This is a genomic window from Humitalea rosea (assembly GCF_003253705.1).
GTDB classification, from domain to species: domain Bacteria; phylum Pseudomonadota; class Alphaproteobacteria; order Acetobacterales; family Acetobacteraceae; genus Humitalea; species Humitalea rosea.
The window spans coordinates 38,082-57,587 of the sequence record NZ_QKYU01000029.1 but is presented as its reverse complement, the minus strand read 5'-3'; the positions used below and the strand labels follow the sequence as shown (position 1 = coordinate 57,587).

The following is a 19,506-nucleotide window of genomic DNA, read 5'->3' as shown; positions in this document are numbered from 1 at the left end:
TCGGGCAGCCACGCCTTGAGGTCCGGAGGCAACAGGAATGCCTGGTCGCGATTGTAGGATACGAAGGTCGCCATAACCGCAGTTTGACAAATCAGAAAGGCAAAGTGAATCCGACAGACTGCTAGGCGCCCGCCGGCGCATCCTCGACCGCGACCACGCGGAAGGTGTGCGGACCATGGCGATCCCGGATGGTGACGTATTCGCCGGGAACAAAGGCATGGATATCGAACCGGTAGCCGGCCTCGTCGTCCGTTGCCGTGGTCTCATCGTAGTCGATGACCCAACTCGCGCCGTCGGCACCCCCCGCCCGGTGCTCCAGCCGGCCCAGCCGATCCGGCTCCCCGGCCCAGAAGCGCCGTATGTGGCAGCAGGTCGGGCTGCTCCGGCAGCCCGAGGCGTCGGGATGGCCGTCCGGACGAAGCGGGACCAGCATCTCATAGCCGTGCTGCCCGCTGCCCTCCGGAAAGCCCGGGCCGCGGGCGAGGTGCAGGGTGATTCGCTTGAGCGATGCGGGTTCTTCCGTCGCCGGGGCGTGCGATGCCGTATGCGACATGACGGGCCTCCTGTTGATGCTGGCGGGCCCAGCGGCCTGCCATGTCTCCTTGCAGGATAGCAGCTCTGCGCGGGGCAGGTTTGATGTGGATCAGGGGTCGGCAACAATTCGGCCCGGGAGGGCGATCCGACCCGCTTGTCCCGGCCAAGCGCAGCGCGCGCCACCCGATCAGCCCCGCGCGCATCAGCGGTGCCGCGGCAACGGGATGGTCAAAGCCGGCGAGCGGCGAGACGAAGGCAGCATCCGTCACGCCATCGCCCAGCGCATCGACGATGCCGATGATCTCGTGCCCGGGTATGATCGGCAGCTTCGGGTCAGGCAGGTCGCCATCCACGAGGCGCAGATCCGTCCAGCCCGCCGAGCCGGAGATCGCGATGTAGCGGCGGCGGCCACCTCGCGCGTTTGCGCCGCTGGATTGACCTGCGTCAAGCAGGATGACCGCGGCGGCGGTCATCCTCCCCCCCTCGAACCGGGCGGGAGGCAGCGATGACTGGGGACGGCATCTTCGGCAATCTGGAGGGGCGGCCATGACGCGGGTCCCGCGCGTGGTGGCAGGCTTCGTTGCGCTGGCTATGACGCTGGGCGGGGTGGCTCCCGCGGCAGCACAGCCCGTGGGTGACGGAGAGGCCGGCAGGCGTCTCGCCGAAACCTGGTGCGCAAGCTGCCATGCGGTGACCTCCGGCGGCCGGGGGACAGCCACCGATGCCACGCCGGGCTTTCCGACCATCGCGGCCATGCCCTCCACCACGGCGATGTCGCTGCGCGTCTTCCTCCGGACGCCGCACGACCTGATGCCGGATCTTCATCTGTCGCGGCAGCAGACCGACGATCTCATCACCTACATCCTGTCGCTGGCCGACCGCCACTAGCGGCGGCCGGCGTGCGATCGGACGGCACCGGCCCTCGCCGCCCTGCCCGTCGGGACAGGCCGGGCCGTTGGATGGGCGCGAATGCCACGCATAAGCGTGAGAATCCCGCGAGTTTGCCCAGCGAGCGTGCCACCGCGCCTGGGCGCGGCGCGGAGTTCCATCCCAAGGGCCTTGGCATGCTCCTTGCTGTCACCTTCCTTGCGTCACGTGTCGGCAGAGTGTCGTTCCGCGGGTCAATGTGAACAGGGATGCCTTTCCCGGTCGCCGCTTGCGCATGACGCGCGGGCGGCCCGGGACGGGGCAGCAGAGGGGGAAGCCGGTATGGTTACGCGCAGGTCAGTGCTCCTCTCAGGTGCCGCCGCCATGGCTGCCGCGCGTCCGGCCTATGCGCAGGCCCGGTCGCGGGAGGTTCGCGTCGGGGTCGCGCAGGATGCCCTGACGCTCGACCCCGCGAACCATCGCAATCGCGACACCCAAAACATCATCCGCAACATCCACGACGGCCTGCTGACACGAGATGTCGAGATGCGGGTCCAGCCCGAGATCGCCGAGTCATGGCGCCAGATCGACGCGCGCACCTTCGAGTTCCGTCTGCGCCCCGATATCCGTTTCCAGTCCGGTGACCTGCTCTCCGCCGCCGACATCAAGTTCACCTTCGACCGCCTCGCGAAGGATGGCGCGATGGGCGGGCAGACCAGCCCGCGCAAGGGTCTGCTCGGTCCGCTCCAGGACACCGTCGTCGTGGATGAGCGCACGGTCCGCATGCATCTGGCCGCGCCCTGGCCGATCCTGCCGGCCATGGTGCCGTTCCAGGAGGTCGTTAATCGCCGACAGTTCGACCGTGTCGGGCAGGAGGGCATGCAAACGCGCCCCGATGGGTGCGGCCCCTTCCGCCTCGCCGAATGGCGCCGGGGCGAGGCCATCATCCTTGAACGCTTCGCCGCGTATTATGGCGGCAGCACGGAAATCCCGGGCACCGGCCCGGCCCAGATCGACCGCGCCATCTTCCGCGTCATTCCCGAGAACAGCACGCGCGTCGCGGGCCTGCTGGCCGGGGAGGTGGACATCATCAGCGAACTTCCGGCCTCCGCCATGCGCCAGGTGGAGGCAAGCCAGACCGCGCAGGTGATGAAGGTCAACGGCACACGGAGCTTCTTCGTGGCCTTCAACCTGGCCAGGAAGCCCTTCGACGACATCCGTGTCCGCCGCGCGCTGAACCACGCGCTCGACAAGGGCGCGATCATCAGTCGCATCCTGAACAACACAGCGACGGCGCTGCGCGGGGTGATGAGCCCCGACGCCTTCGCCTTCGCCGCCGATCTGCCGGAATATGGCTACAACCTCGCCCGCGCCCGCGCCCTGCTGGCCGAGGCGGGCGTTGCCGAAGGCACCGAGCTTGTCATCGATACCACGGCGGCGCTGAAGGAGATCGCCGAGGCGATCGCGGCCCTGCTGTCCCGCACCGGCCTGCGCGTCCGCGCCCAGATCTGGGAAGGCGCGGTGCTGGGCCCGATGTGGCAGGCCGCGGAGCGCCGGCGCGATCGGGACATGTACCTGACCTCCTGGGGCAATGGCGCGCTCGACCCGTCCGACATCATGGTGCCGACCTTGCGCAGCGGCGGTCGCGGCAATGCCGCGGGCTTCAGCAACGCCGAGGTCGACCAGCTGCTGGACGCCGCAGAGACGGAGGCGGACCAGGCCAGGCGCGCGGAGATGTACCGCCGTGCCCAGGCGATCGTGACCGACCAGGCGCCATGGCTTTTCCTCTGGCTGCCGCAGGACATCTACGGGGTCTCGCGCCGCGTCACCCATTGGCGCCCGCAGGCCGACAGCCGCATCAACCTGCATCGCATCCGTTTGGCCGGGTGAGTGACCTGACCCGGTGACGGCCTCCCGGCTGCTGGAGCGGCTGTTCCAGACCCTGCCGGTCCTGCTCGGCGTCAGCCTGATCGTCTTTCTGATGATCACGCTGACCCCTGGCGACCCGGTCGAGATCATGCTGGCCGATAGCCGCGCGACGCCCGAACAGGCGGCGGTGCTGCGCCACGACCTCGGCCTCGACCGGCCGTTGCCCGAGCGCTTCCTCATCTTCCTGGGGCGCGCGCTGACCGGCGATTTCGGCATCTCCTTCTTCCATCGGCGCCCCGTCTGGGACGTGCTGGTCGAGCGGCTGCCGGCGACCATCGAACTCACGCTGGCCGCCATCCTGCTCGCGCTTGCCGTCGCGATCCCGCTCGGCGTCGCCGCGGCGGTGAAGCGGGACACCTGGATGGACCGGGCGCTTTCGGCCATCTCGCTGTTTGGCGTGTCCCTGCCGGGATTCTGGTTCGGCATCCTGCTGATCCTGCTCTTCGCGGTGCAGTGGGGGATCTTCCCGGTGGGTGGCCGGACATCCTTCGATCTGGAGGTCGCGCGCATCACCGGCTTCCTGCTGATCGACACGCTGCTCGCGGGGCGCCTGGACGCCTTCGGCGCGGCCTTGCGGCATCTGGCGCTGCCGGCGATCACGCTCGGCCTGCCGACCGCGGCACTGCTCGCACGCGTGGTCCGCAGCGCCATGGCCGAGGTGCTGACCTCCGACTATGTCCTCTTCGCCGAGGCCAAGGGCCTGTCGCGTGGGCGGGTGCTGCTGCGCCATGCGCTGAAGAACGCGTTGATCCCCGTCGTCACCGTGGCGGCGATCGAGACGGGATCGCTGCTCGGCGGCAATATGATCGTGGAGACGGTGTTCGGCTGGCCGGGCCTCGGGCGGCTGGTGGTGGAGAGCATCTTTGCCCGCAACTACCCGCTGGTGCAGGCGGCGGTGCTGTTCTACGCCGTGACCTATGTCGTGCTGAACTTTGTCGCCGACCTGCTCTACACCGGGCTCAATCCCAAGGTGCGGCTGTGAGTGCTGCGGAGGCGGGCGCGCTGTCGCCGCTGGGCCTCGGGCTCGAACGGTTTCGCGCGAACCGCACGGCGCTCCTCGCTGCGGCGGTGATCCTGCTGTTCGTGCTGGCGGCGCTGTCGGCCCCCTGGATCGCGCCGCATGACCCGGCCGATGCCGACCTGTTCCGTCGCCTGCAACCGCCCGCCTGGCTGGAGGGCGGGGAATGGGGATTTCCGCTCGGCTGCGATTCCCTCGGCCGGGACATCCTGTCACGGCTGCTGTTCGGTGCGCGCGTGTCGTTGCTTGTCGCCGCCATCGTCATCTGCATCGCCGCGGTGATCGGCACGCTGGCGGGGCTGGCCGCGGGGTATCTGCGTGGCTGGACCGATACGCTCATCGGGCGCCTTGTCGATACCCTGCTCGGGTTTCCCTACCTTGTCTTCGCGATCGGGCTGATGGCGATGATGGGGCCGGGGCTCCACAACATCATCCTTGTGCTGGTCTACAAGGAATGGGTGTTCTCCTGCCGCGTGGTGCGCGGGGAGACGCTGGCGGCGCGCGAACAGGATTATGTCGAGGCCGCGCGCGCCCTTGGCGCCGGGCCGGGCCATATCATGCTGCGGGAGATCTTGCCCAATGTGCTGTCGCCAGTGCTCGTCGTCGCCACCTTCCGCATGGCCTATGTGATCATCATGGAGGCTTCGCTGTCCTTCCTTGGTCTTGGCGTGCAGCCGCCCACACCCTCCTGGGGCTCCATGGTGGCCGATGGGCGCGACTTCCTGGTGGATGCCTGGTGGGTTTCGACCCTGCCGGGTCTCGCCATCCTGATGCTGGTGCTGGCGATCAACCTCGCGAGCCAGGGGCTGCGCGACGCCTTCGACCCGCGGCTGCACAGCGCGTGAACCCGCCCCTGCTGTCCGTTCGCGGGTTACGGACCGTCTTTCCGACGCGGCGCGGCCCGGTCGTCGCCGCCGATGACGTGGACCTGGAGATCGCCGAGGGCGAGGCCCTCGGCATCGTGGGCGAGAGCGGTTCGGGCAAGAGCGTCACCTTCCTCTCTGTGCTCGGCCTGCTGCGTCCCCCGGGGCGGATCGAGGCAGGCGAGATCCTGTTCGCGGGCCGTGACCTGCGGCGCCTGCCGCATGCCGAGCTGCGCGCGCTGCGCGGGCGGCAGATGGCGCTGGCGATGCAGGATGCGTTGTCGGCACTCAACCCCGCCTTCACCATCGGCACCCAGGTCACCGAAACGCTGCTGACGCATCGCATCGCGCCCGACATGCGGGCGGCGCGGGCGCAGGCGGCGGCGCTGCTGACCCGCGTCGGCATCCCCGCCGCGGCGGAGCGGCTGGACGATTACCCGCATCAATTCTCCGGCGGCATGCGGCAGCGCGCGATGATCGCGATCTCCCTCGCGGCCCGCCCGCGCCTGCTGGTGGCCGACGAGCCGACGACGGCGCTCGATGTCACCTTGCGGGCCCAGGTGCTGGACCTGCTGGACACGCTGCGGCGGGAGGATGGGCTGGCGCTGGCGCTCATCACCCATGATCTGGCCGTGGTGGCGGAACGCTGCCCGCGCGTGATGGTGATGTATGCCGGCCAGGTCGTGGAAAGCGGCCCCACCGAGGCGGTGATCGCGCGTCCACGCCATCCTTATACGCGCGGCTTGCTCGAAAGCCTGCCGCGGCTTGAGGACCCCGACCGTCCGCTGCACCCCATTCCCGGCCAGGTGCCGGACCTTGCGCGGCTCGACCCCGGCTGCCGCTTCCGCAACCGGTGCGGCATGGCGATCGCGGAATGCGCGGCCCCGGTGACATTGCAGCCCGCCGGCGAAGGGCGGCTTTCGCGCTGCATCCGCGCCCCGGAGATGGCGCCATGACCCCGCTGATCCAAGCCCGGGGCGTCGAGCGCCGCTTCGACATCCCGCCGCCGCTGCTTGACCGGCTGCGCCGCCGGCCGGGCCGCGTGCTGCGCGCCGTCTCCGGCGTGGACCTGGTCATCGCGCGCGGTGAGACGCTCGGCCTGATCGGCGAGAGCGGCTGCGGCAAATCCACGCTCGGCCGGCTGCTGCTGCGCCTGCATGCGCCGACGGCCGGGCAGGTGATCTTCGACGGCCAGGACATCACGGCGCTGCCGGAGCCGGCGTTGCGCCCGCTGCGGGCGCGCATGCAGATCATCTTCCAGGACCCCTATGCCTCGCTCAACCCGCGACGCACGGTGCGGGAGATCCTGACGCTGCCTTTGGCCCTGCATGAGCGGCGCAGCGCCGCCGAACCGCGCATCCTGGCCATGCTCGATCGCGTCGGCCTGGCACGCGCGCATCTGGACCGCTACCCGCACCAGTTTTCAGGGGGCCAGCGCCAGCGCATCGGCATCGCCCGCGCGCTGATCCTGAGGCCGGATTTCGTGGTCTGCGATGAGCCGGTCTCGGCGCTCGATGTCTCGGTGCAGGCGCAGGTGCTGGCGCTGCTGCGCGAATTGCGCGACGAGCTTGGCCTGACCCTGCTGTTCATCTCCCATGATCTGGCGGTGGTGGCCCATCTCGCGGCCCGTATCTGCGTCATGTACCTCGGCCGCATCGTCGAGGAAGGCCCGCGCGACGCGGTGCTGCAAAGCCCGGCGCATCCCTATACGCGGGCGTTGCTGGCGGCGGTGCCGCGGATCGGCGCGGCACCGCTGGCGGCGCGGGCGGCGGCCGGGGACCTGCCGTCGCCCCTGGCGCCGCCGCCCGGCTGCGCCTTTCATCCGCGCTGTCCCTCGGCCGGGCCGCGGTGTTCGCGGCAGGCGCCGCGCCTCATGGATTTGGGCGCCGGACACCAGGCCGCCTGCCATCTGCACGATGGGGGTGTGTTGTGAGCCGCTTGCTCGTGACCTTGCACGGCGATGCGCGGGCGCGCGGGCGTGGCCAAGCGGCTGCTTGCCCCGACCAGGCCAAGGCGGTGCGCGCGGCCATCCGCACCCGCCTTGCCCAGGCGCCAGGCCGTGACGAGCGCATGCGCCGCTTCCTCGCGGCACAGCAGGCCGCGACAGCGCGCCTCGCGCCCGAGGCGCTGGAGGAGATCGCCGGCATCGCCGAGGGCTTTGCGCTCGATCCGGCCGAGGTCTTCGATTTCCTCCATCTCGGCTGCCTTGCCGATCTCGCGGCCGCGCCGGCCGATACCGATGGCTGCTCGGCCTTCGCCGCCGCCGGACGGGTTGCCAAGAACCGCGACTTCCGCCCGGAACATGCCGGGCTGCAGCGCGTCTTCTGCCACCTCGACCCCGCTTGGGGCGGGCGGCGGGTGCTCTGCCTCGGCTCGCTGGGAGCGCCGGGGGCTTGGTCCTCGGGGCTGAACAGCGACGGGCTGGCGCTGGCCGATACCCAGATCCCCACCGCCGACCATGGGCCGGGGCTGCTGCGCTATTTCCTCATGACCCGGCTGCTCGCGACCTGCGCCACGGTGGCGCAGGCGCTGGCGGCGATCGCCGACCTGCCGCATGCCGGCGGCGGCAGCCTGGTGCTGGGCGATGCGACCGGCGCCGCGGCGGCGGTGGAACTGCGCCATGGTCGCGTGGACGTGGCGCATGGTGCGTGGGTCGCGCGCACCAACCACTACACGGCCGCGCCGGACCCGCTGGCACCCGTTCCGCATTCGGCAGGCCGCCTGGCGCTGCTCCAGGCTGCCTTGGCCGCGGAATCCGCGCGCGAGCCGCGGGCGCTGCTCGCCACCCATGCGCCGGTGGCACTGTGCCGCCACGCCCCGGACCCGTCTCCGACGCTGGCCGGCGCGGTCTGGGATTGCGCCGGCCGCAGCGCCGTCATCGCTGCCGGCCCGCCCTGCACCGCGGACTGGGTGGGCTTTGTTCCCGACGGGATGCTCTGGCGCGAAATCCACGCCTCGGCGTAATCTCCACGCATCTGGAGACCGCGCGGGCATGGCCTATTCCGAACTTCTCGGCGAACACGAGAGCATCCGCGCGGTACGCGCCCTGGTTGCGCGCGTCGCGGTCAGCCCAGCCGGCACGGTGCTGCTCTATGGCGAAACCGGCACCGGCAAGGGGCTGGTCGCGAGGATGCTGCACCGTCTGTCGCCCCGCGCCCAAAAACCCTTCGTGGATGTGAATTGCGCCGCGATCCCGGGCAGCCTGATGGAGAGCGAGCTGTTCGGGCATGAACGCGGCGCCTTCACCGGCGCCGCCGGCGCCAAGCAGGGGCTGATCGAGGCCGCCAATGGCGGCACGCTTTTTCTCGACGAAATCCGCGAGATGGAGCTGCCGCTTCAGGCGAAGTTGCTGACTTTGCTGGATACCCAACGCTTCCGCCGGCTGGGCGCGGTGAAGCAGACGGCGGCGGATGTGCGCTTCGTCGTCTCCAGCAACCGCATCCTGCTCTCGGAGGTGAAGGAGGGGCGCTTCCGCGACGACCTCTATTGGCGCTTGCAGGTGGTCCCGGTGAACATCCCGCCGCTACGCGCGCGCGGCGATGATGTGCTGCTGCTGGCGGAGTCCTTCCTGCGCCATCATGGCGAGCGCTGCGGCCGGCGCATCACCGGGCTGGAACCCCGCGTGGCCGAGGTCTTCCGCCGCTATTCCTGGCCCGGCAACGTCCGCGAGCTGGAGAATCTCATCGAACGCATCGCGATCCTGGAGACCGAGGAGCAGGTCCTCGCCCGGCATTTGCCGGACCGCATCCTGCGTGAGGTGGAAGGCCGCGCGCCACCGGCGGCAGAGGGGGAGGGGCCGCGCGTCCTCGACTTCCATGACGCCACCGAGCAGTTCCAGAAGGGTTTGGTCGAGGCGGCGCTGCGTGAGGCGAGCGGGCGGCACGGGCGAGCCGCGGCGCGGCTCGGCCTGACCCGCCATGCCTTGCGGCACCAGATGCAGAAACTTGGCATGGCCATCGCCGTGGGAACCGACGCCTGAAGCTGGCACGGAGCGTGCAATGCCGGTCCCGATACGCCGCCGTCGCGGCAGGAGAGGTCGGAAGACATGACCGAGATCACCATCCTGTGCCCCACCGGGCACCTGGGATTCACCCCGCTTGAGAAGGACAGCTTCCTCGCGGGCTGCGAACTGAAGCCGGATTTCATCATCGCCGATTCCGGCTCCTGCGACATCGGGCCCTATGCTCTCGGCGCCGACGGGCAGGCGAGCCCGGCCGCCTGGCAGCGCCAGGATCTCGAGATCATGCTGCTGGCGGCGCGGCGGCTGGGTGTGCCGATGATTGTGGGCTCCGCCTCCGACACCGGCACCGATCGCGGCGTCGCGCAATATGTCGCGCTGATCCAGGACATCGCGGCCGAGCACGGGCTCGCCCCGTTCCGCCTTGCCGCGATCAATTCCGAGCAGTCGGTGGACGCCCTGCGCCAGCGCCTGTTGGGAGGCATGCCGATCCGCGGCCTTGACGGGCGCAAGGATGCCGATGCCGCGACCCTGGCGCGCACCGACCGCATCGTCGCCGTGATGGGCGCCGAGCCGATCGCCGCCGCGCTGGGCGCCGGCGCCGAGGTGGTGATCGCCGGCCGCGCCAGCGATTGCGCGCTCTTTGCCGCACCGCTGCTGAATGCCGGCCTGTCGCCGGCCACGGCGTATTACGCCGGCAAGCTGATGGAATGCGCCTCCTTCTGCTGCGAGCCTTTCATGGGCAAGGAAAGCATCTTCGGTCGCATCCGTGAGGACGACATCCGCGTCACCGCCATGCATCCGGGGCAGCGCTGCACCCCGGCCTCGCTGGCCAGCCACGCGATGTACGAACGGCGCGATCCGTTCCGCGAGACCGTCGTCAGCGGCCATGTCGACATGAGCGACTGCCGCTACGAACAACTCGACGAGAAGACCACGCGCGCCTCGGGCGCGCGCTTCGTGCCGGCGGTGCAGCCGATGGCCAAGCTGGAAGGATCGGGCAAGGTCGGCGAGCGCCGCCTGGCCGTGGTCGGCATGCGCGACCCTTACATGATCGCCAATATCGACAAGGCGATCGCCTGGGCGCGGGCGCGTCTCACGGAACGCTTCGGCGCGCCGGAGCAGTCGGGCTGGCAGGTGTTCTATCACCTCTACGGCCGCGACGGCGTGATGGGTCCGATGGACCCCACGCCTGCGATGCAGCCGCATGAGATCGGCGTGGTGGTGGAAACGCTGTGCGGCGACGGCACGCGCGCGGAGGAGATCTGCGCCCTGGCCGCGCGCAACCTCTTCTATGCCCGCCTGCCGGAGGTGAAGGGCACCGCCGGCGCCGCGGCGTTGATGTCCGATGAGGTGCTGACCGGCAAGCCCGGCTACGAATGGACGCTGAACCACATCATGCCGGTGTCCGACCCGAGCGAGCTGTTCCGCACACGCTTCCTCGCCGTGGATGGCGCCGCGCGGAGGGCCGCATGATGGACCGGCGCAACATGGCCACGCTGCGCGACATGGCCTCCACCATCCGCAGCAAGAATGCTGGGGTTGATCATATCACCTTCGACATCATCTTCCGCGAGCGCGCCAATTTCGAACGGGTGCGCGACGCGCATGTGCTCTCGCCGGCCATCGTCGCGGGCCTTCTGCGTATCCCCGAAAGCCGCGTGACGGACTTCGTGGTGTTCGAACCCGCCAATGCGATCAAGTTCACGATCTTGCGGGAACGCCCCTCGGGTAGCCCGGGCGAGCGCGATGTCTTCGGGTCGCAGCAATACGCGCCGCTGTTCGACGTCGAGGTACCATAACCTCGGGCGACACCTGACCCGATCCCTGTGTGACCCGATCCCTGGCACGGGTCGGGTCATCGGCCAGCACCATGGCCTGCGCGGCCTGCCCGGCCCTCACCCTCGCCGAGATCCGTCGCGGCATCCTGGAGAAGGAACCGGGGCGCCGCCGCCGAGACCTCGACGCCTGGTTCGCCGGTCCGGAAGGCCCGCGCGGGCTCTTTGCCGGGCGCATCCTGGCCTTCGACGAGAAGGCCGCGCAGCGCGCTCGACATGGTGGTGGCCGCGACGGCGGCCGCGCATGGGCTGGTGGTGACAACCGCGAATGAGCGGCATTTCCGCGATGTCGGCGTGGCCTGGGTCAATCCGAAGGCCGACGCCACGGGGGAGGGCGCCGCCCCATGTTCACGATGCGGGCATGCTGGCCAGATGGCGTTCCAACATGGGCAGCAGCGAGCGTAATCGTGCTGAAAGCAATCCGTGCGTTCCTATGGCTCAGACATACCCAGCGCAGCCAGCCCCTTGAAGACCACATAGACCCCGACGATGGCCACGATGGCAGCAAAAACTTGCGACAGAAGCTGCTTCTTCCCCGCCAGAAACCCAGCAAGCTTGCCGCCAAACACGCCGCCGCCCAGGCCACCGGCGATGAACAGCCCGACCAGCGGCCAATCGACGAAGCCCGACAGCGCGTAATTCGCCGCCGTCGTCATGCCAAAGGCGGTGACCGCGACGAGTGACGAGCCGATCGCGAACAGCAAGGGCATGCCGGTTGCCGCCATCAGCCCCGGCACGATCAGGAAGCCGCCCCCAATCCCGAAAAAACCCGACATCATCCCGGCGCCAAACCCGATGCCGACCAGCCTCGGCAGCAGGTGCTTCGCGGTCGCCCGGGTCAGCACCACCTTTGCGTCACCCCGGCTCTTCTTCGGCCGCAGCATCAGCATGGCAATCGCCACCATCAGCACGCCAAACAGAACGATCAGCTTCTGCCCATCAAGCTGCTTGCCCACGCTGGAGCCGACCGCGGCGCCGGCGACCCCCGTGGCCGCGAAGACCAGGGCGCAGGGCCATTTCACATTGCCCGCGCGGGCATGGCCGATGACATTGCCGAGGGCGCTGACGGCCACCGCCACGGCGCTGGTGCCGATCGCCACATGCGGTGAGCTGACGCCCACCACATACATCAGCAGCGGCACCGCCAGGATCGAGCCGCCGCCGCCGATCAGCCCAAGGACAAACCCCACCAGGCCACCCGATCCGGTCGCCAGCGCCGCGATGCCATAGGTCATTGCGCCAGTTCCGGGCTGGCCATCCATTCGCGCCCGCGCAGCATGGCCTGCCAGTAGATCGGCGGCAGCATCCGCTCCTTCAGCAGCCAGGCGAGATGGCTCGGCTGCGTGCCGTCGATCAGCCATGCCGGGAAGCTCGGCAGCAGCTTGCCGCCATAGCCGAATTCGGCGAGCACGATCTTGCCGCGCTCCACGGTCAGCGGGCAGGAGCCGTAGCCATCATAGATCGCGTCGGCCTCCGCGGTGGCGCCGAGGTCCTTCAACAGGTTGTGCGCGACGACGGGTGCCTGCTTGCGCGCCGCCGCGGCGGTCTTCGCGTTCGGTGCGTTGCAGGCATCGCCGAGACCATAGACTCCGGGAAGCGTCTTGTGGCGCAGCGTCGCCTGATCGACATCAACCCACCCCGCCGCATCGGCCAGCGGCGAGACGCGGATGAAATCCGGCGCCGTCTGCGGCGGCACGACATGCATCATGTCGAATTCCGCCTCGACTGTGGTCTTGTTGCCATCCGCATCGGTGCGGCTGAACCAGGCGCGGTGCGCCGGGCCGTCGACCCGTGTCAGCGTATGCTGGAAATGCAGCTGGGCGTGGTAGCGCTCGATGTAGCGCATCAAGGCCGGCACATAGGCGGCGACGCCGAACAGCACGGCGCCGGCGTTGAAGAAGTCGATCGAGATGTCGTTGAGCCGGCCCGCGCGCCGCCAGTGGTCGGCCGAGAGATACAGCGCTTTCTGCGGCGCCCCGGCGCATTTGATCGGCATCGGCGGCTGGGTGAACACCGCGCGGCCCGCCTTGAGGCCTTGCACGCATTCCCAGGTATAGGGCGCGAGATCGTAGCGGTAGTTCGACGTCACGCCGTTACGGCCAAGCGTTTCGGTCAGGCCCTCGATACCGGCCCAGTTCAGCTTGAGGCCGGGTGCGACGACCAGCGCCGTATATTTCACCACGCGGCAGCCATCGAGGATGACGGAGCGCTTCTCGGGCTCGAAGGCGGCGACGGCCGCCTTGATCCAGCGCACGCCGGGCGGGATCAGCGACGCCATGGTTTTCGCCGTGGTCGCAGGGTCGAAGATGCCGCCGCCCACCATTGTCCAGCCCGGCTGGTAGTAGTGGATCTCCGCCGGGTCGATGATGGCGATGTCGAGTTCGGGTTGGCGCGACTTCAGGCTGGCGGCCAGCGAGACGCCCGCGGCGCCGCCGCCGATGATCACGACGGTATGGGTCGCATCGGCCACATCGGTGGGCGTGCGCCCGCCATTGGCGATGCGACGCGCGACGGCAGCCATGTCGTAGCCGGCCGCCTTGGTGGCGCCGAGGATCTCCGGCAGCGGCCTACCCTGCGCCGCTTCCGACAGCGACCAGAGCGTCGCGGAGCGTGTGCCGGTGCGGCAATAGGCGAAGACGGGCTTCGGCAGGCTGGCGAACAGCGTGCCGAAAGCCGCCGCGTCGCTGTCTTTCACTTTGCCCGAGACCACCGGCTGATAGACGGCCTGCAATCCGGCAGCCTTGGCCGCGGCCTCGATTTCGGCGAAGCCCGGCTGGTCGACGCCCTCGCCGTCCGGCCGGTTGCAGATGATCGTTTTGAAGCCTGCCGCAGCGATGCCGGCGACGGCGTCCGGCATGATTTGTTCCGATACCGAGATGGTTGCGTTGATCGGTTTGGCCTGCATGGCGGTTTCTCTCACGTGTTTCTTGGCCGTCGCATCGACCTTGGGTCAGAGGACGTTGACAGGGACCTTGAGGAAGCGCGTGCCGCTGTCATCCGGCGGCGGCAACGCGCCGGCGCGCATGTTCACCTGCAGCGAAGGGATGATCAGCCGCGGCATGCCGAGTGTGGCGTCACGCGCCTCGCGCATCGCAACGAAGGCGTCCTCGGTCACGCCATCCTTCACATGGATGTTGTGCGCGCGCTCCTCGGCGACCGTCGTCTCCCATTTGATGTCGCGCCCGTTCGGCCCGTAGTCGTGACACATGAACAGCCGCGTCTCCGGCGGCAGCTTGAGTACGCGGTGGATCGAGCGGAACAGCGTACGCGCGTCCCCGCCGGGGAAGTCGGCACGGGCCGAGCCGCCATCAGGCATGAACAGCGTGTCGCCGACAAAGGCGGCGTCGCCGATCACATGCGTCATGCAGGCAGGGGTGTGGCCCGGCGTGTGCAGCGCGAAGGCGGTCATGCCCCCGATCGCGTAGGTGTCGCCATCCTTGAACAGCCGGTCGAACTGGCTGCCGTCGCGGCGGAACTCGGTGCCCTCGTTGAACACCTTGCCGAACACGTTCTGCACCACGGTGATCTGCTCGCCGATGCCGATCTTCCCGCCGAGCTTGCCCTGGATGTAGGGCGCGGCGGAGAGATGGTCGGCATGCACATGCGTCTCGATCAGCCATTCGAGGCGCAGGCCGTGCTGCTCGATATGCGCGATGATCGCGTCCGCCGAGCCATGGGTGATGCGGCCCGCCGCATAGTCGATGTCCATCACGGAATCGACCACCGCGCAGGCGGCGGAGGCCGGGTCCTTCACGACGTAGCTGATGGTGTTGGTCGGCGCGTCGAAGAAGGCCGTGACCTCCGGCTTCACCGCAAGTTCGACGCGATGGGGAATGGCGTTCATGGGTTATCTCCTCTCGGGTTTCTTGTTGCGTTAGGCGTGTGGCGTGGCGGGGAGCAATGCGCTGGGGCGATTGGCGAGCCAGCGGGCGCCGCTCATGCCGAGCAGCATCGCGACGATGAAGAATGCCGCCGCGCTGCCGCCGGTCGTCAGCGCCGTGAAGGCCGGGCCTGGGCAGAAGCCGGCGAGGCCCCAGCCCACACCGAAGATGGCCGGGCCGAGGACGATCCGCGCGTCGATCTCGGTCGCGCTCGGCAGGTGGAACGTCCCGCCGAAGATCGGCTGCGGACGACGCAGCACCAGCCTGAAGCCGATGAAGGTCACCGCGATGGCGCCGGCCATGACGAAGGCCAGGCTCGGATCCCAGCCGCCGCTCGGTATGGCGGCGAGGTCGAGGAAGTTCAGCACCTTCGCCGGGTTGGACATGCCGGCGATGACCAGCCCGAGCCCGAAGACCAGGCCGATGGCGAATTGCACCAGGACGGACATGGCGGGCCTCAAAATACGTGACGGGTGAGGAAGACGGTGGCCATCGCGGTCGCCATGAAGGTGAGCGTCGCCACCAGCGAACGGACGGACAGCCGCGACAGGCCGCAGACGCCATGGCCGGAGGTGCAGCCATTGCCCCAGACCGAGCCGAAGCCGACCAGAAGCCCCGCCAGGACCAGCAGCGCCGGGCCGGTCTCGATGGTCGGCACCGGCGCCGTGCCGGTGACGAGCAAGACGACGAGCGGTGCCACCACGATGCCCAGGATGAAGGCAAGCCGCCCGGCGAACTCACTATCGGAGTAGGGCGGCAGCAGCCGAACCGTGATGCCGCTGACGCCGGCGATGCGGCCCTTGGCGGCCATCAGCATCACGGCCGATGCGCCGATCAGCGCGCCGCCGAGAAGCGAGGCCACCGGAGTGAAGTCGGTGGCCATCATGTCACGCCTTGCCGATCGCGCAGGTGCGGATGCCGAACAGCATGTAGGCCGGGCAGATGCGGAAGACCGCGGTGGCGAACAGCACGGCACCGACACCGGCCACGGCGAACCGCCACTGGCCGAGCGGGGCGAACATCGCCGGCAGCACGAAAGGGGCCGCGAGAAGCGCGGCGCCGAGCACGAAGCGGACGGCGCGATCGAGGGAACCGATATTGGCCATGGTGTGATCCTCCAGCGGATTGCTGCTGGATTCATATCTGCGCAAATGCTAAGGTGTCAAGATGAAAACAGACACTCTGGATGCGCCTTTTGTGGCGCTCGAAGCCAAGGCCGAGGAGGCCGCCCGGATGCTCTCGGCGCTGGCGAACGCCAAGCGGCTGATGGCGCTGTGCCACCTCCTGGAGGGCGAAAAATCCGTCGGCCAACTGGCGGAGCTTGTCGGCTTGGCCCCGGCCGCGCTGTCGCAGCACCTGGCCCGGATGCGCGACCTGCGGCTGGTCGAGACCAGGCGCGACGGCCAGACGATCCATTACCGCCTGGTCAGCGCTGAGGTCGGCGCGATCCTGGAGACGCTGTACCGCCTCTACTGCGCGCCGGCCGGCAGCAGCGCCGGCGCCGGCTGATCCGCGCGCACGAGCCGGTCGAGCAGGGCGGTCCGGTTGAATGCGATGTCGGCGATGGTCAGATCGTCGAGAACCGAGAGAAATGCGCGCAAAGCGCGCTGCAGGCCACGCGAGAGATGGCACACACCGAGCAATGGGCAGGTGTTGGTCTCGGGGTTGAAGCACTCCACGAGCTCCAGCGGCGCCTCGGTCCAGCGGATGATCTCGCCGACCGTGATCTGCTCCGCCGGCCGCGCCAGGCGCATGCCGCCGCGCCGCCCGCGGATGGTCTCGATATAACCGCGCCGGGCCAGCTCGCCGGCCACCTTGACCAGATGCGCCTTGGAGATGCGATGCGCCCGGGCGACGTCATCGACGGTGACGATCTCGGGCGCGCGGACCGCCACCAGCTGGAGGGTCCGGAGCGTGAAGTTGGAATACTGGGTGAGGCGCAAGGTCGATCCTTCGGCACGATAAACCTCTATCGAGAGTATTGCTTTTCCCAGGATCGGGCAATATCCTGCATCATCGATGATGATTTGAAGCGGGGATTGCCATGGATTCCTCTGACGCATTGACGCTGGCACGCCTCCAGTTCGCCTTCACCGTCAGCGCCCACATCATCTTCCCCGCCTTCTCGATCGGCCTTGCGAGCTTCCTCGCCGTGCTGAACGGTCTCTGGCTCGCGACCGCGCGCGCGGTCTTCCTCGACCTGTTCAACTACTGGAAGAAGATCTTCGCCGTCGTCTTCGGCATGGGCGTCGTCTCCGGCATCGTCATGAGCTACCAGTTCGGCACGAATTGGAGCGTCTTCTCCGACAAGGTCGGCCCCGTCATCGGCCCGCTGATGGGCTATGAGGTGCTCTCGGCCTTCTTCCTCGAAGCGGGCTTCCTCGGCGTCATGCTGTTCGGGCGTGAGCGCGTCGGGCCGAAGCTGCATCTTCTGGCGACGCTGATGGTGGCACTCGGCACCTTCATGTCGGCCTTCTGGATACTGGCCGTGAACAGCTGGATGCAGACGCCGGCCGGATACGCCATGAACGATGTCGGGCAGTTCGTCGTCACCGATTGGTGGGCGGTGATCTTCAACCCCTCGCTGCCCTATCGCCTGGTGCACATGGTCCTGGCCGCCTACCTGACCACGGCCTTCGTGGTGGGCGCCGTGGGCGCGCTGCATCTGCTGCGCAACCGCACCCATGCCGCGGCGCGCGTCATGTTCTCGATGGCCATGTGGATGGCCGCGATCGTGGCGCCCGTGCAGATCATGGCCGGCGACTTCCACGGGCTGAACACGCTGGAGCACCAGCCGGCCAAGGTCGCGGCGATGGAGGGGCATTTCGAGACCCATGCCGGCGTGCCGCTGGTGCTGTTCGGCATCCCCAATGCCGCCGCGGGCCGCATCGACTATCGCGTGGCCATTCCCAACCTCGGCTCGCTCATCCTGACGCATGAATGGGATGGCGTGGTGCGCGGCCTCAATGAATGGCCGGCGGACCAGCGCCCGCCCGTCGGCATCGTGTTCTGGAGCTTCCGGGTGATGGTCGGCATCGGCTTCGCGATGCTGGGCCTCGGTGTCTGGAGCCTGTGGATGCGCTATCGCCGGAAGCTCTACGACGCGCCCTGGCTCTACCGCGCCGCCATCCTGATGGGCCCCTCCGGCTTCGCCGCGGTGCTGGCCGGCTGGATGGTCACCGAGGTCGGGCGCCAGCCCTATACGGTGTATGGCCTGCTCACCACGGCGGACTCGGCCTCCCCGATCGCGGCGGCGGCGGTCGCCTCCTCGCTGATCGCCTTCATCGTCGTGTATTTCGCGCTGTTCGGGTCGGGCACCTTCTACATCCTGCGGCTGATGAACCAGCCGGTGCATGGCCACGAAACCGGCCTGCCGCCCGAGCAGCCGATCCGCGCCGGCGGCATCATGCCGGGGCCGGTGATGGCGGCAACACACGTCCTGCCGGCCACGGAACAGGGAGCCTCCTCATGACGCTCGATCTTCCCCTGATCTGGGCCGGGCTGATCGCCTTCGCGGTGCTGGCCTATGTTGTGCTCGACGGCTTTGATCTTGGCGTCGGTATCCTGTTTCCGCTGATCCGCGGCGAGCCCCATCGCGATGAGGCGATGAACTCCGTCGCCCCTGTCTGGGACGGCAACGAGACGTGGCTGGTGCTGGGCGGCGGCGGGCTGCTGGCGGTCTTCCCGCTGGCCTATTCCATCATCATGTCGGCGCTTTATGTGCCGATCATCGTGATGTTGCTGGCGCTGGTGTTCCGCGGCGTCGCCTTCGAGTTCCGTTGGAAGACGCAGCGCGGCAAGTTTCTCTGGGACTGGGCCTTTGCGGGTGGCTCGACCCTCGCGGCGCTCGCGCAGGGCGTGGCGCTCGGCGCGCTGGTGCAGGGTATTCCGGTGGTGGGCCGCGCCTATGCCGGCGGCTGGTGGGGTTGGCTCACGCCCTTCAGCATCCTTACCGGTGTGGCGCTGGTGATCGGCTACGCGCTGCTCGGCGCCACCTGGCTGATCCTGAAGACCGAGGGCCATGTGCAGCGCCGCGCCTATGACATCGCCTTCTGGGTGGCGCCCGCGACCTTGCTGCTGATCGGCGTGGTCAGCCTTTGGACGCCCCTCCTGAACACGATCTACATGCAGCGCTGGTTCGCGTGGCCGCAGGTGCTGCTGGTGGGCGTGGTGCCGCTCGCGGTTCTGGGCACTGGCTACCTGCTGCTGCGCGGCCTGACCGAGCGGCGCGAGGCGATGCCCTTCCTCGCTTCGCTGCTGCTGTTCGTGCTGTGCTTCGTGGGGCTCGGCATCAGCTTCTTCCCGCATCTCGTGCCGAATTCCGTGACGATCTGGGAAGCAGCGGCCCCGGACAACAGCCTGTCCTTCCTGCTGGTCGGTGGCGTGGTGCTGATCCCGATCATCCTCGCCTATACCGCCTACGCCTATTGGGTGTTCCGCGGGAAGGTGAACGCCGCGGGGGGCTACCACTGATGGCCGCCCCGCATCCGCGATCTGCCGGCTCACTGGGCGTCAGGCTCGCGTGGTTCGCCGCGCTCTGGGCAGGGAGCGTGGTCGGCCTCGGCATCATCGGCTTCGCCATCAAGCTCGCGCTCCGATGACCGGGCGGGTTTCCGAA

The 19,506-nt window shown here is 68.7% G+C and carries 24 protein-coding genes; 15 read left to right on the top strand and 9 right to left on the bottom strand.

The genetic code is table 11. The features are described 5' to 3' along the window. Window positions 1-121: 121 nt before the first annotated feature. Together C8P66_RS20185 and C8P66_RS20180 are read right to left on the bottom strand one after the other, a co-directional pair. A complete protein-coding gene (locus tag C8P66_RS20185) occupies window positions 122-433 on the bottom strand; it encodes a hypothetical protein (RefSeq protein WP_245903698.1) in 312 nt (103 codons plus the stop codon). 1 nt (window position 434) lies between these two features. Next, entirely contained in the window at window positions 435-1,007 is a 573-nt protein-coding gene (locus C8P66_RS20180) for an alcohol dehydrogenase catalytic domain-containing protein (protein WP_111400090.1), read from the bottom strand. A gap of 73 nt (window positions 1,008-1,080) precedes the next feature. On the opposite strand from C8P66_RS20180, the gene C8P66_RS23650 reads away from it, so the two are divergent. The 11 genes from C8P66_RS23650 to C8P66_RS20125 all read left to right on the top strand — a co-directional run bounded on the left by C8P66_RS23650 (window position 1,081) and on the right by C8P66_RS20125 (window position 11,279). After that, entirely contained in the window at window positions 1,081-1,422 is a 342-nt protein-coding gene (locus C8P66_RS23650; RefSeq protein WP_146422989.1) for a c-type cytochrome, read from the top strand. Window positions 1,423-1,785: 363 nt separating this feature from the next. Next, the gene (locus tag C8P66_RS20170; RefSeq protein ID WP_245903697.1) at window positions 1,786-3,291 is read left to right on the top strand and encodes an ABC transporter substrate-binding protein; all 1,506 of its coding nucleotides are present in this window, start codon (window positions 1,786-1,788) and stop codon (window positions 3,289-3,291) included. 13 nt (window positions 3,292-3,304) lie between these two features. Further along, window positions 3,305-4,312 carry an ABC transporter permease gene (locus C8P66_RS20165; RefSeq protein ID WP_111400087.1) on the top strand — a complete coding sequence of 336 codons (1,008 nt, stop codon included), beginning with the start codon at window positions 3,305-3,307 and terminating at the stop codon, window positions 4,310-4,312. After that, window positions 4,309-5,193, top strand: coding sequence for an ABC transporter permease (locus C8P66_RS24535; RefSeq protein ID WP_111400086.1), 885 nt, complete (start codon window positions 4,309-4,311; stop codon window positions 5,191-5,193). The genes C8P66_RS20165 and C8P66_RS24535 overlap by 4 nt, the downstream gene beginning before the upstream one ends. After that, complete coding sequence (locus tag C8P66_RS20155; RefSeq protein WP_245903696.1) at window positions 5,190-6,167, top strand: ABC transporter ATP-binding protein; 978 nt, start codon at window positions 5,190-5,192, stop codon at window positions 6,165-6,167. Before C8P66_RS24535 ends, C8P66_RS20155 begins: the two co-directional genes overlap by 4 nt. Beyond that, window positions 6,164-7,144: an ABC transporter ATP-binding protein gene (locus tag C8P66_RS20150; RefSeq protein WP_111400084.1), complete on the top strand. Its 981-nt coding sequence runs from the start codon at window positions 6,164-6,166 to the stop codon at window positions 7,142-7,144. The genes C8P66_RS20155 and C8P66_RS20150 overlap by 4 nt, the downstream gene beginning before the upstream one ends. Next, complete coding sequence (locus C8P66_RS20145) at window positions 7,141-8,175, top strand: C45 family autoproteolytic acyltransferase/hydolase (RefSeq protein WP_158537328.1); 1,035 nt, start codon at window positions 7,141-7,143, stop codon at window positions 8,173-8,175. Before C8P66_RS20150 ends, C8P66_RS20145 begins: the two co-directional genes overlap by 4 nt. A gap of 28 nt (window positions 8,176-8,203) precedes the next feature. Beyond that, window positions 8,204-9,190 carry a sigma-54 interaction domain-containing protein gene (locus tag C8P66_RS20140; protein ID WP_111400082.1) on the top strand — a complete coding sequence of 329 codons (987 nt, stop codon included), beginning with the start codon at window positions 8,204-8,206 and terminating at the stop codon, window positions 9,188-9,190. 66 nt (window positions 9,191-9,256) lie between these two features. Further along, window positions 9,257-10,645: an acyclic terpene utilization AtuA family protein gene (locus C8P66_RS20135; protein ID WP_111400081.1), complete on the top strand. Its 1,389-nt coding sequence runs from the start codon at window positions 9,257-9,259 to the stop codon at window positions 10,643-10,645. 14 nt (window positions 10,646-10,659) lie between these two features. Continuing rightward, a complete protein-coding gene (locus tag C8P66_RS20130; protein WP_111400094.1) occupies window positions 10,660-10,971 on the top strand; it encodes a DUF4387 domain-containing protein in 312 nt (103 codons plus the stop codon). A gap of 71 nt (window positions 10,972-11,042) precedes the next feature. Next, window positions 11,043-11,279: a PIN domain-containing protein gene (locus C8P66_RS20125; RefSeq protein WP_211314217.1), complete on the top strand. Its 237-nt coding sequence runs from the start codon at window positions 11,043-11,045 to the stop codon at window positions 11,277-11,279. Window positions 11,280-11,438: 159 nt separating this feature from the next. Here C8P66_RS20125 and C8P66_RS20120 read toward each other — a convergent pair whose 3' ends face one another. From C8P66_RS20120 to C8P66_RS20095, 6 genes are read right to left on the bottom strand one after another with little or no spacing between them, the layout of a single operon-like run. After that, window positions 11,439-12,242 carry a sulfite exporter TauE/SafE family protein gene (locus tag C8P66_RS20120; protein ID WP_111400080.1) on the bottom strand — a complete coding sequence of 268 codons (804 nt, stop codon included), beginning with the start codon at window positions 12,240-12,242 and terminating at the stop codon, window positions 11,439-11,441. Continuing rightward, window positions 12,239-13,912, bottom strand: a complete 1,674-nt coding sequence (locus C8P66_RS20115; RefSeq protein ID WP_111400079.1) for a bifunctional protein tyrosine phosphatase family protein/NAD(P)/FAD-dependent oxidoreductase — start codon at window positions 13,910-13,912, stop codon at window positions 12,239-12,241. The genes C8P66_RS20120 and C8P66_RS20115 overlap by 4 nt, the downstream gene beginning before the upstream one ends. A gap of 45 nt (window positions 13,913-13,957) precedes the next feature. Beyond that, on the bottom strand, window positions 13,958-14,851 hold the full coding sequence (locus C8P66_RS20110) for an MBL fold metallo-hydrolase (protein WP_111400078.1): 894 nt from the start codon (window positions 14,849-14,851) through the stop codon (window positions 13,958-13,960). Between the two features lie 30 nt (window positions 14,852-14,881). Then, a complete protein-coding gene (locus tag C8P66_RS20105) occupies window positions 14,882-15,337 on the bottom strand; it encodes a DUF6691 family protein (RefSeq protein WP_111400077.1) in 456 nt (151 codons plus the stop codon). 8 nt (window positions 15,338-15,345) lie between these two features. After that, the gene (locus tag C8P66_RS20100) at window positions 15,346-15,774 is read right to left on the bottom strand and encodes a YeeE/YedE family protein (RefSeq protein WP_111400076.1); all 429 of its coding nucleotides are present in this window, start codon (window positions 15,772-15,774) and stop codon (window positions 15,346-15,348) included. A 1-nt stretch (window position 15,775) separates the two neighbouring features. Beyond that, window positions 15,776-15,994, bottom strand: a complete 219-nt coding sequence (locus tag C8P66_RS20095) for a YgaP family membrane protein (RefSeq protein ID WP_111400093.1) — start codon at window positions 15,992-15,994, stop codon at window positions 15,776-15,778. A gap of 61 nt (window positions 15,995-16,055) precedes the next feature. Here C8P66_RS20095 and C8P66_RS20090 point away from each other — a divergent pair, with 61 nt between their 5' ends. Further along, window positions 16,056-16,397, top strand: coding sequence for an ArsR/SmtB family transcription factor (locus tag C8P66_RS20090; protein ID WP_111400075.1), 342 nt, complete (start codon window positions 16,056-16,058; stop codon window positions 16,395-16,397). On the opposite strand, the gene C8P66_RS20085 is transcribed toward C8P66_RS20090, so the two are convergent. Further along, window positions 16,358-16,831, bottom strand: coding sequence for an RrF2 family transcriptional regulator (locus tag C8P66_RS20085; protein WP_211314216.1), 474 nt, complete (start codon window positions 16,829-16,831; stop codon window positions 16,358-16,360). The two genes, C8P66_RS20090 and C8P66_RS20085, sit on opposite strands and share 40 nt — an antisense overlap. Before the next feature lie 101 nt (window positions 16,832-16,932). Between C8P66_RS20085 and C8P66_RS20080 the strand changes: the two genes are divergently transcribed. From C8P66_RS20080 to C8P66_RS20070, 3 genes are read left to right on the top strand one after another with little or no spacing between them, the layout of a single operon-like run. Continuing rightward, complete coding sequence (locus C8P66_RS20080) at window positions 16,933-18,360, top strand: cytochrome ubiquinol oxidase subunit I (protein ID WP_111400073.1); 1,428 nt, start codon at window positions 16,933-16,935, stop codon at window positions 18,358-18,360. Further along, window positions 18,357-19,361, top strand: a complete 1,005-nt coding sequence (gene cydB / locus C8P66_RS20075; protein ID WP_111400072.1) for a cytochrome d ubiquinol oxidase subunit II — start codon at window positions 18,357-18,359, stop codon at window positions 19,359-19,361. Before C8P66_RS20080 ends, cydB begins: the two co-directional genes overlap by 4 nt. Further along, window positions 19,361-19,489, top strand: a complete 129-nt coding sequence (locus C8P66_RS20070) for a DUF2474 domain-containing protein (RefSeq protein ID WP_111400071.1) — start codon at window positions 19,361-19,363, stop codon at window positions 19,487-19,489. Before cydB ends, C8P66_RS20070 begins: the two co-directional genes overlap by 1 nt. The last annotated feature ends 17 nt before the right edge of the window (window positions 19,490-19,506 follow it).